The organism is uncultured Tateyamaria sp., assembly GCF_947503045.1.
GTDB lineage: Bacteria > Pseudomonadota > Alphaproteobacteria > Rhodobacterales > Rhodobacteraceae > Tateyamaria.
Genome location: NZ_CANNCF010000002.1, coordinates 64,864 through 79,465, shown reverse-complemented (window position 1 = coordinate 79,465; position 14,602 = coordinate 64,864). Strand labels below are relative to the sequence as shown.

The 14,602-nt window shown below is 60.9% G+C and carries 13 protein-coding genes; 10 read left to right on the top strand and 3 right to left on the bottom strand.

Features of this window, described 5'->3' with window-relative positions; genetic code table 11:
* Nucleotides 1–284 precede the first annotated feature (284 nt).
* Entirely contained in the window at nt 285–716 is a 432-nt protein-coding gene (locus Q1A89_RS08855) for a DUF1489 domain-containing protein (protein ID WP_299726444.1), read from the bottom strand.
* A 127-nt stretch (nt 717–843) separates the two neighbouring features.
* On the opposite strand from Q1A89_RS08855, the gene Q1A89_RS08850 reads away from it, so the two are divergent.
* From Q1A89_RS08850 to Q1A89_RS08840, 3 genes are all read left to right on the top strand, one after another.
* The gene (locus tag Q1A89_RS08850) at nt 844–3,348 is read left to right on the top strand and encodes an adenosylcobalamin-dependent ribonucleoside-diphosphate reductase (RefSeq protein WP_299726441.1); all 2,505 of its coding nucleotides are present in this window, start codon (nt 844–846) and stop codon (nt 3,346–3,348) included.
* A 537-nt stretch (nt 3,349–3,885) separates the two neighbouring features.
* A complete protein-coding gene (locus Q1A89_RS08845; protein ID WP_299726438.1) occupies nt 3,886–4,941 on the top strand; it encodes a hypothetical protein in 1,056 nt (351 codons plus the stop codon).
* Nucleotides 4,941–5,393, top strand: coding sequence for a hypothetical protein (locus Q1A89_RS08840; RefSeq protein WP_299726435.1), 453 nt, complete (start codon nt 4,941–4,943; stop codon nt 5,391–5,393). The genes Q1A89_RS08845 and Q1A89_RS08840 overlap by 1 nt, the downstream gene beginning before the upstream one ends.
* Here Q1A89_RS08840 and Q1A89_RS08835 read toward each other — a convergent pair.
* On the bottom strand, nt 5,377–6,798 hold the full coding sequence (locus Q1A89_RS08835; protein WP_299726433.1) for an FAD/NAD(P)-binding protein: 1,422 nt from the start codon (nt 6,796–6,798) through the stop codon (nt 5,377–5,379). The genes Q1A89_RS08840 and Q1A89_RS08835 overlap by 17 nt on opposite strands.
* 278 nt (nt 6,799–7,076) lie before the next feature.
* Here Q1A89_RS08835 and Q1A89_RS08830 point away from each other — a divergent pair, with 278 nt between their 5' ends.
* Together Q1A89_RS08830 and Q1A89_RS08825 are read left to right on the top strand one after the other, a co-directional pair.
* Complete coding sequence (locus tag Q1A89_RS08830; RefSeq protein WP_299726431.1) at nt 7,077–7,994, top strand: lipid A-modifier LpxR family protein; 918 nt, start codon at nt 7,077–7,079, stop codon at nt 7,992–7,994.
* 166 nt (nt 7,995–8,160) lie between these two features.
* Nucleotides 8,161–9,225: a Hint domain-containing protein gene (locus Q1A89_RS08825; protein ID WP_299726429.1), complete on the top strand. Its 1,065-nt coding sequence runs from the start codon at nt 8,161–8,163 to the stop codon at nt 9,223–9,225.
* 201 nt (nt 9,226–9,426) lie between these two features.
* Here the strand turns inward: Q1A89_RS08825 and Q1A89_RS08820 are convergent, their stop codons facing one another.
* Nucleotides 9,427–9,993, bottom strand: a complete 567-nt coding sequence (locus tag Q1A89_RS08820) for a TlpA disulfide reductase family protein (RefSeq protein ID WP_299726426.1) — start codon at nt 9,991–9,993, stop codon at nt 9,427–9,429.
* A gap of 25 nt (nt 9,994–10,018) precedes the next feature.
* Here Q1A89_RS08820 and argH point away from each other — a divergent pair, with 25 nt between their 5' ends.
* From argH to Q1A89_RS08795, 5 genes are all read left to right on the top strand, one after another.
* Nucleotides 10,019–11,410: an argininosuccinate lyase gene (gene argH, locus Q1A89_RS08815; protein WP_299726423.1), complete on the top strand. Its 1,392-nt coding sequence runs from the start codon at nt 10,019–10,021 to the stop codon at nt 11,408–11,410.
* Nucleotides 11,407–11,583: a hypothetical protein gene (locus Q1A89_RS08810; protein WP_299726421.1), complete on the top strand. Its 177-nt coding sequence runs from the start codon at nt 11,407–11,409 to the stop codon at nt 11,581–11,583. Before argH ends, Q1A89_RS08810 begins: the two co-directional genes overlap by 4 nt.
* A gap of 4 nt (nt 11,584–11,587) precedes the next feature.
* Complete coding sequence (locus Q1A89_RS08805; protein ID WP_299726418.1) at nt 11,588–11,905, top strand: DUF2834 domain-containing protein; 318 nt, start codon at nt 11,588–11,590, stop codon at nt 11,903–11,905.
* A 307-nt stretch (nt 11,906–12,212) separates the two neighbouring features.
* Nucleotides 12,213–13,394 (top strand): sugar-transfer associated ATP-grasp domain-containing protein, encoded by a 1,182-nt coding sequence (locus tag Q1A89_RS08800; RefSeq protein WP_299726415.1) that lies wholly within the window; start codon nt 12,213–12,215, stop codon nt 13,392–13,394.
* Entirely contained in the window at nt 13,391–14,581 is a 1,191-nt protein-coding gene (locus Q1A89_RS08795) for a sugar-transfer associated ATP-grasp domain-containing protein (RefSeq protein WP_299726413.1), read from the top strand. The genes Q1A89_RS08800 and Q1A89_RS08795 overlap by 4 nt, the downstream gene beginning before the upstream one ends.
* Nucleotides 14,582–14,602 lie beyond the last annotated feature (21 nt).

The following is a 14,602-nucleotide window of genomic DNA, read 5'->3' as shown; positions in this document are numbered from 1 at the left end:
ACGTGAAATGCGCTTTCTGAATATGGTCTCAAACGCTCAATATTTTGATGGTTAACCAGGCAAGGTTCGCAACATCTAGTGTTGGAATCCAAATATAGACGGGCGGTTCTTTGCCGGTCAAAGCCAAAAACCGAACATTCTGGGGTGAATGGTCTATCCGATTGAAATTGAATGAATTTCAGCTGTGGATATCTCTGAGGGCATGCAATTGACGTAAGGGAGAGGCCTCAAGGTCGGATAGAATCGGCAAAGCGTTTGACGCGCGTGAGCAGATAAACGCCCGCTCAGAGCACGCCGATTTCGGCAAGTGCCCGGTTCAGCTCAACCGGCAGGGGCTCTTCGCTTTCGCGGCCCTTGGGCAGGTCGGGTGGGGCGTCTTGTGGTTTGAGATAGCGCCAGCCCTGAAACGGACGTTTCAGCGCGCTTTGCACCCGCACCAACTCGGGGTCGGATACGATGGAACAGCGCCGAATTCCATCGGACCCAAAGTACTCGTCCAGCCGCAGGATACGTTGCCGACAGGTCAGAACGCCCTTGATTACCCAATAGATCGACCCGCCGTTCAGGATCTCTGCCTCGCGCTTGGGCCACATGCGGGTGACGTGTCGCGGCAGGCCGTCCGGGGTCTGCGCACGTTTGGTGGCTTGCCAATCGGCAAGGTCGTCGACGGTTTCCGTGCCCACCGACAGTTTGATCAGATTGACGTAGTTATCCACAGAGTCGTCCCCAAGCCACACTCTATATTGTAGCACTTATCTTTACTTCTGCAATCTGTGGGGGTGTGATACCTTGTTGGTCTTTCAAGATGCCGAAAGATTCGATCGCCACCACGGGGATGCCTTGATGACACGCTTTGCTGCGCCGATTGCCGAACAGATCTGGGACATGAAGTATCGCTTCAAGGAGGCCGATGGCACGCCCATCGACGTCACGGTCGAAGACAGTTGGCGCCGGATCGCGCGTGATCTGGCCAAGGTCGAGGATGACCCAAGCGCTTGGGAAGACACGTTTTACGCCGCCCTTGAAGATTTCAAATTTCTGCCCGCAGGGCGCATCACCGCTGGTGCCGGAACAGCCCGTTCGGTCACTCTGTTCAACTGTTTTGTCATGGGCACGATCCCCGACAGCATGGGCGGCATTTTCGAGATGCTGAAAGAGGCGGCCCTGACCATGCAACAGGGCGGCGGGATCGGCTATGATTTCTCGACCATCCGGCCCAAGGGCGCGGACGTCAAAGGGGTGGCGGCGGATGCCTCCGGTCCCCTGTCCTTCATGGATGTGTGGGACGCGATGTGCCGCACGATCATGTCCGCAGGGTCGCGGCGCGGCGCGATGATGGCGACGATGCGTTGTGACCACCCGGATATCGAGGATTTCATCACCGCCAAATCCGATGCTGCCCGCCTACGCATGTTCAATGTCTCGGTTCTTGTGACGGATGCGTTCATGGAGGCGGTGAAGGCCGACGGCCCATGGGATTTGCAGTTCGAGGGCCGCGTCTACAAGACCGTGCAGGCGCGTGATCTGTGGAACGGTATCATGCGGGCGACCTATGATTATGCCGAGCCGGGCGTGATCTTCATCGACCGGATCAACACGGCCAACAACCTGAATTATTGCGAGACCATCGCGGCCACGAACCCCTGCGGCGAACAGCCTTTGCCGCCCTATGGGGCGTGCCTGCTCGGCTCGATCAATCTCGCGCGGCTGGTCAGTGACCCGTTCGGCGACGCTGCAGCGCTGGACGAGGATCAACTGGTCGAACTGGTCGGCACCGCTGTGCGGATGATGGACAACGTGGTCGATGCCTCGCGCTTCCCGCTTGAGGCGCAGGCCCGTGAGGCCGCTAACAAACGCCGCATCGGCCTTGGGGTCACGGGGCTGGCGGACGCGCTTTTGATGGTCGGCCTGCGCTATGGATCTGACGAGGCGGCGCGTCAGACCGAACGCTGGTTGAAAGCAATCGCCCGCGCCGCGTACCTGGGCTCCGTGCAATTGGCAAAGGAGAAGGGCGCATTTCCACTGTTCGACGCGGATGGCTACCTGGCCTCTGGCACCATGCAGGCGATGGACGATGACGTGCGCACCGCCGTGGCCGAACACGGCATCCGAAATGCGCTGCTGACTTCCATCGCACCCACGGGCACCATCAGCCTGTATGCAGGCAATGTCAGTTCGGGGATCGAGCCGGTCTTTGCCTATGCCTACACCCGCAAGGTGCTGCAAAAAGACGGCTCGCGCACCGAAGAAGAAGTCGTGGACTACGCCGTGCAGATGTGGCGCGAATTGAAGGGTGACACCGAGTTGCCCGACTACTTCGTGAACGCCCAAACGCTAGCCCCCAGCGATCACGTCAAGATGCAGGCCGCAGCTCAAAAGTGGGTGGACTCGAGCATCTCCAAGACGATCAATTGCCCCGAAGACATCAGCTTTGACGCGTTCAAGGATGTCTACATGCAGGCGTGGGATACCGGGTGCAAAGGCTGCACGACGTATCGGCCCAATGCCGTGACCGGGTCTGTGCTGAGTGTGGCGGAGGAGAAGCCGACGCTGCCTGAGTTGGACACCGCTTTTGAACGATTGGCTTGGGCTTCAGAGCAAAAGGGATACGCGAAACCATCACAACTAGCCGATGCAATGGGCATCGAACGCACGTATGTGAGCCGCTTTCTGAATGGTTCGCGTAAACTTTCTAAGGACTTCGCCGAACAATTCGCAACACATCTGGATGTTCCTGCTGGCTGGCTGCTGTTTGGTGAAAATGAGAGGCCAGAGGTGCTGTCAATGAGTGACGCGGAACCCCAAACTCCCCACGGCGACGTCATCTACATGTCCGAGCCCCTCGACCGGCCCAGCGAACTCGAAGGCAACACCTACAAAGTCAAGTGGCCGGACAGCGAGCACGCGCTTTACATCACCATCAACGACATCGTGCTGGGTGGGCATCGCCGCCCGTTCGAGGTTTTCATCAACTCCAAGAATATGGAGCATTTCGCCTGGACCGTTGCGCTGACCCGCATGATCTCGGCCGTGTTCCGGCGGGGCGGGGATGTGAGCTTTGTCGTCGAAGAGCTCAAGGCCGTGTTCGATCCGCGCGGTGGTGCGTGGATGGGGGGCAAGTACATTCCCTCCATCCTTGCCGCCATCGGGGGGGTGATCGAACAGCACATGATCGCCACCGGGTTCATCGCAGGCGAGGGGATGGGTTTGAAAACCGACCCGCGCGCAGAGGTCGCCGAACTGGGTGCGCCGCGCGGCAAGGCGTGTTCCAGCTGCGGCTCTTACGAGTTGCGGATGATCGAAGGGTGCATGACCTGCGCCTCTTGCGGCTTTTCCAAGTGCGGGTGACGTGGGGCGAAGTGGGAGTGTGGAGCGGGTGATCCGGCTCTGATTTCAGGCCGCGCAACGGCCTCTGATTTGAAGGCCGATCGCTCCACCGGTTGTGAACCTCATTACGAGATGTTTTCTCGCAAAACCAAATGTTTGCCCAGATCTTCCAACTTCAGTTCCACTCGCGCTTAGGTCATCCCTGTTGATCTTATTGACGCCCGAAATGGATCCGCTGTTCCGACCTCATCGCCCGTCCATTTTTGCTGCGGTCATCAGCTTCGCTCGCACCTGCTGAGCATGGCGCATGCCCGGCACGTTCAACCCGTGGCGCGCCCGAGGTGGCGTCATTCCGCCTGCTACTACCGCAGGTAGGGACTTCCTTACTTGGTGCCCGTGTCGGCGCCACCTAAATTGAAGACACCAAGGCAAGACAACGCGATCTTCCCCGCGTTCCCTAATTTGAACGACCCATTTCAAGACCCGAGGGGCCGCATTTCCAGGCTCCGACGCCCAAATTTTTAAACATCAATTTTAGATTTCTCGCAGGAGATTCAAATGAAACAGAGTTACAGTCTGGCGCGGTTATTGACCGCGCTGCCCATCCTTATATCGTCTTCCACCCCCCTCTTTGCCCACGAAGCGTGGCTGCTGACACCCGCCGAAATCGAGGACCTGTCTCGCGCGCCGATCCCGGACTTGTTCCGCAGCCAGCTTTGGCTTGGTGTTGCCGCAGCCGTCGGATTTGCGCTGACACTTGTGGCCCTGCGGCTTGAGCCGGTGATTGCCGCGGTTGAGTACCGCGTGATCACACCGATCTGGAAACGCTACGGCGACATTGGCCCACTGGCGCTGCGCTTTGGTCTGGCTGTCATGATGCTGCTGGCCGCCTTCGGTGGTTTGCCACGGCACGGCACTGAAATCTGGACCACGCCCACATTCCTTGTGCCGGACATGCAGCTGACCACGGTTGCAGGTGCACAGGCGCTGATCATTGTGCAGATCGCGATTGCGATGCTCTTGATCGCCGGGCTTGCAACGCGCATCTGCGGTGTCGCCGTGATCGGCCTGTCGCTTGCCGGGGTGGCCATTTTCGGTCCCGGATTCTGGAACTACACCCCGCATTTTGCCGCCCCCGGCTTCATCCTCATCGCATTGGGCGGCGGTCGCTTTTCCTGCGATCACATCTGGAACCTCGATGCTGTTGAGGCGCTTGTGGCACCCCACCGGCAGGTGTTGTGGCGGATGTCGCATATCCTGATTGGTGCCGGGTTCGTGTATCTGGGCCTTGCATACAAGCTGATGCAGCCCACGCTTTTGATCGCGATCCTCGAACACGGGAACATGCCCACATTTGGTCTGCCGATGCCCATCATCGCATTGGTGATGACCGGGGTCGAAGTGCTCTGCGGTGCATTGCTGGTCACCGGGCGGCTCGTGCGGCCTGTGGCGCTGGCAATCCTTGGGGCGGTGACGTTCCTTGCGATCGTTCTGGGTGAAACGCCGCTGTTCCACGCCAACCTTTACGGTGCGCTGTTTGTCATCCTGCTGGCCGGGCGCAACGTGCCCGTTGCACACAGACCCGCGCGGTTCAGCAGAGTGGGGGCGGTCTGATGCTGACATCCATCTTCTCCCGACTGAGCGTCTGCCCCTGCCTCATTGCTGCACTTTTGGTGACACTCGTGATCGCAGCGCCCATCGTAAACGCCAAGGGAAGGCCGCCCCGCGCGGTCTTTCTGATCCTGCCCGAGACGCAGACCCCGCCCCGCGTTGATGTGCAGGCCAGCGCGCTTGGGGGTGGTCGGTATCTGATCAAGCTGCAGGCCTCTGATTTCATGTTCACCGACCTTTGCGTCGCAGATGCGGAGGCCATTCCCGTCGGGCACGCCCATGTTCATGTGAACGGGGAAAAGGTGGCCTCGGCCTACACACCAATTGTCGAGATCGAGCTGTCAGAGCCCGGAACGCATGTGATCGATGTCGTATTGCGCGGGCAGGACCACCGTCCCATCATCGCACGCGACGGGTTGGTGCAAGGCCAGCTTCATATCACCGTTCCAGGCTAGAGCGCCCCACGTAGGTTCGCAGCATGTGCGCATCGTAAAGCGGCATCGCGACCACCTCTTCCCCGATCTGGGACACTGCGGGGGACAAATAACGAATGGCGGGCGTGCGTGTTTTGCAGCCCGCCGCGACCTTCAGCCCAAGGCTCGTCTCGCAACGAGAGATCAGGCCTTGCGACAGCATATCCTCGGTCAGGGTATCAAAGCGCGAATTTGGACCGGCCCCGGCACAGTTGATGACAAAGCCTGTGGGTATGCGCGCTTCGCGCCCGTCCTCATCGACGACGGTGACCACCGCAGCGTCTGCCTCAGACTCCACCGATTTGACCAGACCCTTGACGATCCTGACCTGTCCCGCATCCAGGAGGCGGTGCATATCGAGGATCGTGTCGCGTGTTCCACCGCGCAACCAGAAACGCAACCTGCCCGCAATCTTGAGCGCCTCGGTCGGGTCCGACACGTAGTGATGCAGAGGGGTGTCCAGAAAATGCGCTCTGAACCCCGCCCGAATTTCGCGCATGTCGTCGCAAGCCGCTTTTGCCGATGAAATCTCGCGCTCGATTTCGGCAAGGAAGGTCTGTGCCGTTTCGTGCCCTTTGGTCAGATTCGGAACCGTGAGTTTGCGCGGCAGGCGCGGGACCAAGGCGGCCGGAACCTCGCCATCAGGCGCGCAGGCGACAAACCGGATTTCGTGATCGGCGCGCAGGCTTTGACACAGGCGCAGCACATCCAGCATCGCGGCGTTGCCGCCGATACAAAAGATCTCGGCCCCGCGTTTGATATGCTCGGCGATGCGATGTTCGTTCCCAAAGACGGTCGGGACGCTGTGCGCGCCATCGTCCCCGTCAATCCGCATGGTTGAGGGCCCGCCGGGCGCGACATCCACGGACTGCGCGGACAGGGTCTTGCCACTTGCGCTGCGCACGGTCACCTCATTCGGTGCGACGCGGATCGAGACGGCGTCGTCTTCGACGCGGATCACGCGGGTGCCATCCGCTTCAAGCTGCGCAATAAGGGCGTCCGCTTGTTCCTGCATGAAATCGCCATAGAATTCGCGCGGCGCATTAACGCCATAAAGGTCACCGGCCTCGATCAGGGGGGCAGCGGCGGCCAGCCAATTCGGGCTGCGGCCGGTCATGGTGTCGCGCAGGCGCGGCCAGCGATCCCCAAGCCATTGCGCAAAGCGCGGGTCAATATCGTCCGCGGGCGAATTCAGCAGGTAGGCAAATCGCCACGGCGTATCGACCTCCCCCTTGGCATAGGCGACCCCGCGCCCGAATTCGGACGCTGACTGGCCAATCAAGGTAATCTCGCGGAGGTCTTGTCCCCGGCAATTCTCAAGGAATGCGAGGGCCGTTATCCCATCACCGACGATGATATGGGACCTGGGGTTTGAATGCTCAGCCATCGGCGTCTCGCGCAAGGATAAGATCAAATCTTTGCCCCGCAGCGGGGACGAGTCAACTCTGGCAACTTGGTCCTGCCGCCCTAGGGGGCGCGGTAAAGGCCGAGGCCACGATGTGTCGTTTGATGAGAAACCGACGCCCAAGGGACTCTGTCGACGGCAGGCACGGCGCGCTTGACGTGTAAACTTGCCCCACTGTGCCCTTTGCGCACTAGGCAACCTGCGTGATGGCCTCTATCCAGATCAAGGCTCGGGGGGGCACCTTTGTTCAGGATGGCCTGATGTTTCGATTGATTGCGGCGGCGCTTGTCGCATGTGTTTGCTTTTCCTCGTTGGCAGAGGCGCAGGACCGGACGCGCCTGGGCTATGGTCGGCTGATCACCAATGACTTTATCGGCGATGGCGAAGACCGTTGGCGCACAGGCAGCATCCAGTCCTCGCGCATCTGGGGCCCGGCGTGGACGGGCACCGCACCTGCGGGGTTCGGTCAGTTGCTCGAATTGCGGCTGGGTGCGGAAATCCTGGCACCGGACGACATCCGCAATGTCTCGGCCAGTGATCGGGCTTATGCTGGGGCGCTGTCGATTGGGCTGCACAGCCATGTCCAGCGGGGGCAGGTTGAAATCGCCGTTGGCGGTGATCTGGTATTTGTCGGCCCGCAGACCGGGCTGGATGATTTTCAGGATGCCTTTCACGACCTCCTGAACGTCGTACGCCCGTCCGAAGCGGTGCGCGCCGCACAGATCGGCAATGCGATCACCCCCACTGCGGTGGTCGAGATTGGACGGAACTTTACCCTGAGTGACAGCACCGTACTGCGCCCCTTTGTCGAAGGGCGCTTGGGCAACGAGACGCTGGGGCGGGTCGGGTTCGATCTGACGTTCGGCCAGCTGGGGCGGGGCGAATTGCTGGTGCGGGACGCCGTGACCGGCCACCGATATCGCGCGGTCGAGGCCGAGTGGAGCGGGTACAGCTTTGTTCTGGGCGCGGATGTCGCGGCGGTCAGCGACAGTGAATTCCTGCCGGAAGGCGGCAGCGTGACACTGCGCGACACCCGCGAGCGTCTGCGCGCAGGTCTGACCTGGCGCAGCGAAACCGGCATCACCGCGTTTTACGGCCTGACCTATCTGGGCGAGGAATTCGAAGGCCAGACCGAAGGGCAGCTGGTTGGATCAATACGCCTGCGTGTGCCATTCTAGGCGGGTTTCGGGTGCAAGATATTACACAAATGCCACACCTGCCCAGAAAGTGCGTGAATAACCCGTCGCAAGCCGCTGGAATCTGACACAAATTTTGACTTCTCTCAAACCGCACGCTTTGATAGCGTCAAGACAATAAAAAAAGACAAGGCAGGCACATAGGGCAATGAAGACGGGCTTTCGTGGCACGTTTGTCATCTCCTGGTCGCAAACAGAAGTAGATGGTCTTGAGGCCGCGCCGCTGCCAGCATTGGCAGTGGGGGCGGCATGGGCATGGCGCGGAGACGTCGTGCGCGTGGATGGACCCCATGATGTGTTGCGTCTGGACAAGGCGGACGGAAGTGAAGCGCTGCGCAGACGCGCGGCGCGCATGGTGCATCGCCTTGTCGGTGCGGCACTGGACACGGCTCCGTTGACCCCACCTGCGCCGGAGTCGGCACCGATCTTGAGCGACAACAGTTTTGTCGTCACCGATGGCGGCAAAAGTTACACCGTGACGCTGATCGATGTGGGACCGGGCAAACCGCCGCTGTTGATGTTTGTCGATGACATCCCGCCCCGCGACACGGACCTTTGGGTTGTGCACCATACGCTGAACACCTCGCCCGGCGACGGGATGGGGGCGGGTGCGGGTGGCGTGATCTGTTTTACGCCGGGCACATGGATCGACACGCCGGATGGCCCCCGCCTGATCGAAGAGTTGCGCGAGGGCGATCGCGTCTCGACCAAGGACAATGGCGATCAAGAGGTGCAGTGGATCGGTGCGCGTCGCATGACTGGCGCACGTCTGTTCGCCATGCCGCGCCTGCGCCCGGTGCGGATTTCCACGGGCGCGTTGGGGATCGAGCGCCCGGATCAGGAACTGCTGGTCTCGCCCGAACACCGGATGCTGATCGAGGGGCCCGTTGCGCGTGATCTGTTCAACACCGACGAGGTGCTGGTCGCAGCCAAGGACCTGATCAACGGCCTGACCATCTCGGTTGATCTCACGGTGCCAGAGGTGACGTACGTCCACTTGCTGTTGCCGCGCCACGAGGTCTTGCGAGCAAATGGCGTCGAAACAGAGAGCTTTCATCCCGCCAACACGGCACTGTCGACCTTGGGCGAGAATGATCGCGACCGTTTGCTGACCCGCTTGCCGGACCTCGAGTTCGATCCACACACCTATGGCACCTATGCGCGTCGCAACCTTAGCAGTTCAGAGGCCGCGATCTTGCGTCACGCGGCATGAGCCGGGCGGAATTTTGAGAAAAATTCCGGATCGTTATCCGAGATCGGAAAACGGTGCGCTTGGGGGGTGAGGTCTGGGTTGGATGTCGAGCGGTATATGGGGCTTTGCCCCGCTGCTGCGCAGCTCCCCAGGATTTTTTTAATCAGAGAAGATGCGTTGGGTAGACGTTTCACGCAGACCAATGCGTTGGACGTTGGGTTGTCAGCTACCCTCAGCCCCGATCAGCTCCGCGATGATCGCTTTGGCGCTTTCGCTGGACCAATCCGCGTCCCCGCGCAACCGCGCGATTTCACGCCCCTCGGGGTCGATGATCACGGTGATCGGCAGGCCGAAGATACCCATTTGTGCCGCCAGCTTCTGCTTGGGGTCCTGATGGCGCGGCAGGTTGTCGATGCCAGTGTCATCAAAGAATTTGATGATCCCGGCAGGTGAATTGCGCCCCGTCGCGATGGTCAGCACTTCGAAACCGTCCCCGCCATAGAGGCTTTGGAGTTCCGACAGCATCGGCATTTCGTGACGGCACGGCGCACACCACGTGGCCCAGAAATTCAGCAGCACGTATTTGCCGCGATAGTCCTCGAGTGTGGCGGTGCCGGCGTCGTCCGCAAGATCAAAGGCGGCGTTTGATACGGCGGCGGGGGTGTCATGAAAGATCAGCTTGCGCATATCGCCGTCCCGCAGGGCGGCGGCGGCGGAGGTGTCGGCGTGGCCGGGAATTGCGCTGATCGCAAGGGCCATGTAGAGGGCTGCAGCAACTAGTCTTTTCATCTTCTCACCTCTGATGGGCCAATCCATGACCGATAAATCTGCAAACACCATGTGGGGCGGACGCTTTGCCGCCGGGCCGGACGCGATCATGGAGGCCATCAATGCCTCGATCGGGTTTGACCAGCGCATGGCGTCCCAGGATATTGCAGGCTCGCGCGCCCATGCCGCCATGTTGGGCGCCACGGGCATCTTAGGCAATAAGGATGTCGAGGCGATACGGGAAGGCCTGCTCACGGTCTTGTCAGAGATTGAGGGCGGCACGTTCGCGTTTTCGACCGCCCTGGAAGACATCCACATGAATGTGGAGGCGCGCCTGAAAGAGATCATCGGTGAACCTGCGGGCCGCCTGCACACAGGCCGGTCGCGCAACGATCAGGTGGCGACGGATTTCAAACTCTGGGTGCGGGATCAGTTCGATGCCGCCGAAGGGGCGCTGCTGTCGCTGATCGCTGCCCTGCTCGATCAGGCCGAGGCGGGGGCGGATTGGGTCATGCCCGGCTTTACCCACCTGCAAACCGCGCAGCCCGTCACATGGGGCCATCACATGATGGCCTATGTCGAGATGTTTGGCCGCGATCTGTCCCGCGTGCGCGATGCGCGCGTGCGTATGAATGAAAGCCCCTTGGGGGCGGCGGCGCTGGCGGGCACCTCATTTCCCATCGACCGGGACATGACCGCTCAGGCGCTGGGCTTTGAGCGGCCCGCCGCCAACAGCCTTGATGCGGTGAGTGACCGTGACTTTGCTCTGGAATTTCTGAGCACGGCCAGCATCTGCGCGATGCACCTGTCGCGCTTTGCCGAGGAACTGGTGATCTGGTCCTCGGCCCAGTTTCGCTTTGTCACCCTGTCGGATCGGTTCTCGACCGGGTCCAGCATTATGCCGCAGAAAAAGAACCCTGATGCGGCAGAACTCATCCGCGCCAAGGTGGGCCGCATCTTTGGGGCCAATACGGCGCTGATGATGGTGATGAAGGGGCTTCCGCTCGCCTATTCCAAGGACATGCAGGAAGACAAGGAACAGGTCTTTGACGCAGCCGACAACTGGATGCTGGCGCTGGCCGCGATGGACGGGATGGTGCGCGACATGACTGCTAATCGCGAAAGTCTTGCGGCGGCGGCAGGCTCCGGATTTTCCACGGCAACCGATCTTGCCGACTGGCTGGTGCGGGTGCTCGGCCTGCCGTTTCGCGACGCACATCACATCACCGGCGCCCTTGTGGCCATGGCGGAAACCCAAGGCTGTGACCTGCCCGATCTGACGCTGGAGCAGATGAAATCCGCCCATTCCGGCATCACATCTGACGTCTTTGACGTTTTGGGCGTGGAAAATTCCGTCGCATCGCGTACATCTTACGGAGGCACCGCGCCCACACAGGTCCTCGCGCAGGTCGCCCGCTGGAAGGAGATGTTGTCATGAAACGCGCCCTTTGCCTGATCGCCCTGTTGGGCCTTGCCGCCTGCGGAGTGGACGGCGAACCCGAGCGCCCCGTTTCGACCAATGTCGGCATTTCCGTCGGCTCCGGCGGGCATGTCGGGGGTTCGATCGGTGTTTCCCGCGGGCCATTGACCGTTGGTGTGGGCATCTTCTGATCTGATGGCCCCGATCCGCATGATCTATCTGGCCCTCGCGATCTGGGGGGCGATTCATCCGATGTATTACTTTGTCAGCTGGTTCAACGCGAACGGCTATGACCTGATGGCGATGGTGGATGCGTGGCATGTGAATGCCGCCACCAGCGGGCTGGTCTGGGATCTGACCATCGCGGCGGTGGCATTGACGGTTTTCATAATTTCCGAAGTTGCGGTGCGCCGGAACTGGGTGGCGCTGATCGCCATCCCGGCGACCTTTTGCATCGGGGTAAGCTGCGGGCTGCCGCTTTACCTGTTTTTACGCTCGCGGCCTGTGAGCTAACACGCTGGGCTGCGCCAGCTCTGGGGTGGTGCATCCAAGTGTTCCGCCTGTGCGCTTTATGTATGCCAAAGACATCTTCGTTCTCCGGTCCGTGCAGCTTTCACCATTGCACCAGCCCGCGGGAGGGCTGGCGCAGCCCGGCGGCCGTATACGCGGCCTTGACTACGGGCGCGAATGAACTCGGCCGACTCCGAGCTCCGTAAAACTTTCACCAATTTGGAAACAATAACGCCCCATTGTTGCCATTTTCGCAATTTATCCCTGCGATTGAGGCAGAACTGGGTATCAAAAAACGGGGCACAGACTCATGACGGATACAAATTTACAGGCACCACAAGGCGCACTTCTGGACGCGCCGGGCACGGCGAAAAAGGCCGAGGCCCCGATGATCGCACAGGTGGCAAAGGCATACGGGGTCAGCCCGTTTCGCCAGATGCGCGACATCTTTTCGATGCGCCGGGGCGCGCAAAAACTGAGTGGGCCGGAATACTATTCCCTGCGCCTGTTCGATCCGGCAAAATCGCCCACGGACAAGCGTGCGTTTCTGGGGCAAGCCGGGGTCAACGCGCTCAATACGTCGATGAACCCGCCAATGGCCGTGCCGACGCGCGCCTTTGTCGGCAACAAGCTGCTTTATACGAAGCTTTTGACCCAACTCGGCATCCCGACCCCCAAAACCCAAGCGCTGGTCAGCGGATTTCGCGATGCAGGGCAATTGCCTGTGCTGCGCGATGCCGCCGCCGTGGCCACCTTCCTGCGCACAGACGCAACCTATCCGCTTTTCGGCAAACCGCATCACGGCTCTCTCTCCGAAGGATCAGTGCGGATCGAGGCGCGGGAAGGTGACACATTGCGCTTGGGCAATGGCAAGGTCCTGAACGTCGACGCCTTTGCACGCGAGGTGCTGGACCGCTATCCCGGCGGCTTCCTGTTTCAGGACGCGCTCCGCCCGGACCCGGCGATGGCCCGCATCGTGGGGGCCGCCATCGGTTGCGTGCGCATTGTCACGGCCAATGATGGCAGCGGCGCGAAACCGGCCTATGCGGTCTGGAAGCTGCCCGCACCGGATGCGATGTCGGACAACTTCTGGCAGGCAGGCAGCCTGCTGGCCCATCTTGAACTCGACAGCGGCGAGGTGCTGTCCTGTGTTCGGGGCACGGGTCTCAAGTCCGAAGAGATTATTGATCATCCGACTTCTGGCCAGCCGATTGTGGGCGTGACCTTGCCCCATTGGAAAGAGACGCTGAAAATCGCCGTGGATGCCCATGCTGTTTTCCCCGAATTCGGTGTCTGCGGCTTTGACATCGCGGTGACCGGCGACGGGCCAGCGATCGTGGAATGCAACGACAACCCCTCGCATATGCTTTACCAGATCGCCGCCGGGCGCGGTGTCGCAAATGCCGATCTCACCCCCATCTGGGACGCCGTGGCCGCGCGCCAGATCAAGCAGGTCGCCAGAATCCAGACCGCCGGGAGGGCAAAAAAATGATCACGACCGCAGACAAAATCCTTCTGGCCGCCCCAAAAGACCCACGCCCGGCCGCCGCTGAAACCATGGTCGCCGTCGCCCGCCGCTTTGGCGTTGGCCCGCTTGGGCAGATGCGCGAAATGATGGCGCTGCGCTGGGGGCCGGGCAAGCTGGCCAGCCACGAATACTTCTCGACCGGCGCCTATGATCCGGCGCTGTCCAAGGCGCAAAAGCGCGAATACGTGGGCAAGATCGGCAGCTACGAGCTGAACGTCGCCGCATCCCCGATGAAACTGACGGGCACGCGCGCCTTTCTGCGCGACAAGGTGATGTATACCGCCCTTCTGACCCAACTTGGCCTCGCCACAACGCACACCCAGGCCGTGGTGCACGGCGATCGCGTGTTCGGCAATATCACCACGCTGCGCACCCCTGAACAGGTCGAGGATTTCCTGCGCACATCCGCCGTTTATCCCCTGTTTGCAAAGCCTTGCGAGGGTGCGGCCAGTGTTGGTTCGGCCCTGATCGAAAGGCGCGAGGCAGACAGTCTGCATCTGGGCAACGGGCGCGTCGTCCCGGTTGCGCAGTTCGCGCGCGAAGTGGTTGCCGACTATCCCGAAGGCTTCATCCTGCAATCCGCGATCAAGCAGCACAGCGCCATGACAGATATGACAGGCGCATCCGTCGGTACCCTGCGCGTGGTCACGTTGCGCGATGAAAACGGTATTTCGCCGCTCTATACGGTGTGGAAAGTCCCTTCGCCCACGGCCATGTCGGACAATTTCTGGCAGGCGGGCAGCATGGTCGCGCTGATTGATGATCACAGCGGGCAAGTGAAGCAGTGCAATATCGGATCGGGTCCGGCAGCAGAGTGGATCGACAAACACCCCGTCTCGGGTCTCGTCTTCGAAGGCTATCAGATCCCGCACTGGGACAAACTGATCGAAACCGCCTGCACAGGGCACGGTCTCTTTCCCGAATTCGGCGTTGTCGGATGGGACATCGCCATGGGCGAGGACGGGCCGGTGATCATCGAATGCAACGACAACCCCTATCACGTGCTTTGGCAACTTGCCGCGCGCGAAGGCATTCGCAACAACCGTTTCCTGCCCCGGTTTGAGGCGGCCACCGCACGGTCGAACGCCATCCTGCAATCGAAAGTGTCGACCTTCCGCGCCCGCCAAAGCGCGAAATCCGCCAAGAGCTGATTGAACAAGCCTGCACCGGTC

Coding starts and splice junctions, on each gene's coding strand:
- Q1A89_RS08840 (WP_299726435.1), top strand. CDS start 4,941: ATGCTGACATCCATCTTCTCCCGACTGAGCGTCTGCCCCTGCCTCATT.
- argH (WP_299726423.1), top strand. CDS start 10,019: ATGACCGATAAATCTGCAAACACCATGTGGGGCGGACGCTTTGCCGCC.
- Q1A89_RS08805 (WP_299726418.1), top strand. CDS start 11,588: ATGGCCCCGATCCGCATGATCTATCTGGCCCTCGCGATCTGGGGGGCG.
- Q1A89_RS08820 (WP_299726426.1), bottom strand. CDS start 9,993: ATGAAAAGACTAGTTGCTGCAGCCCTCTACATGGCCCTTGCGATCAGC.
- Q1A89_RS08830 (WP_299726431.1), top strand. CDS start 7,077: ATGTTTCGATTGATTGCGGCGGCGCTTGTCGCATGTGTTTGCTTTTCC.
- Q1A89_RS08810 (WP_299726421.1), top strand. CDS start 11,407: ATGAAACGCGCCCTTTGCCTGATCGCCCTGTTGGGCCTTGCCGCCTGC.
- Q1A89_RS08795 (WP_299726413.1), top strand. CDS start 13,391: ATGATCACGACCGCAGACAAAATCCTTCTGGCCGCCCCAAAAGACCCA.
- Q1A89_RS08800 (WP_299726415.1), top strand. CDS start 12,213: ATGACGGATACAAATTTACAGGCACCACAAGGCGCACTTCTGGACGCG.
- Q1A89_RS08835 (WP_299726433.1), bottom strand. CDS start 6,798: ATGGCTGAGCATTCAAACCCCAGGTCCCATATCATCGTCGGTGATGGG.
- Q1A89_RS08850 (WP_299726441.1), top strand. CDS start 844: ATGACACGCTTTGCTGCGCCGATTGCCGAACAGATCTGGGACATGAAG.
- Q1A89_RS08825 (WP_299726429.1), top strand. CDS start 8,161: ATGAAGACGGGCTTTCGTGGCACGTTTGTCATCTCCTGGTCGCAAACA.
- Q1A89_RS08845 (WP_299726438.1), top strand. CDS start 3,886: ATGAAACAGAGTTACAGTCTGGCGCGGTTATTGACCGCGCTGCCCATC.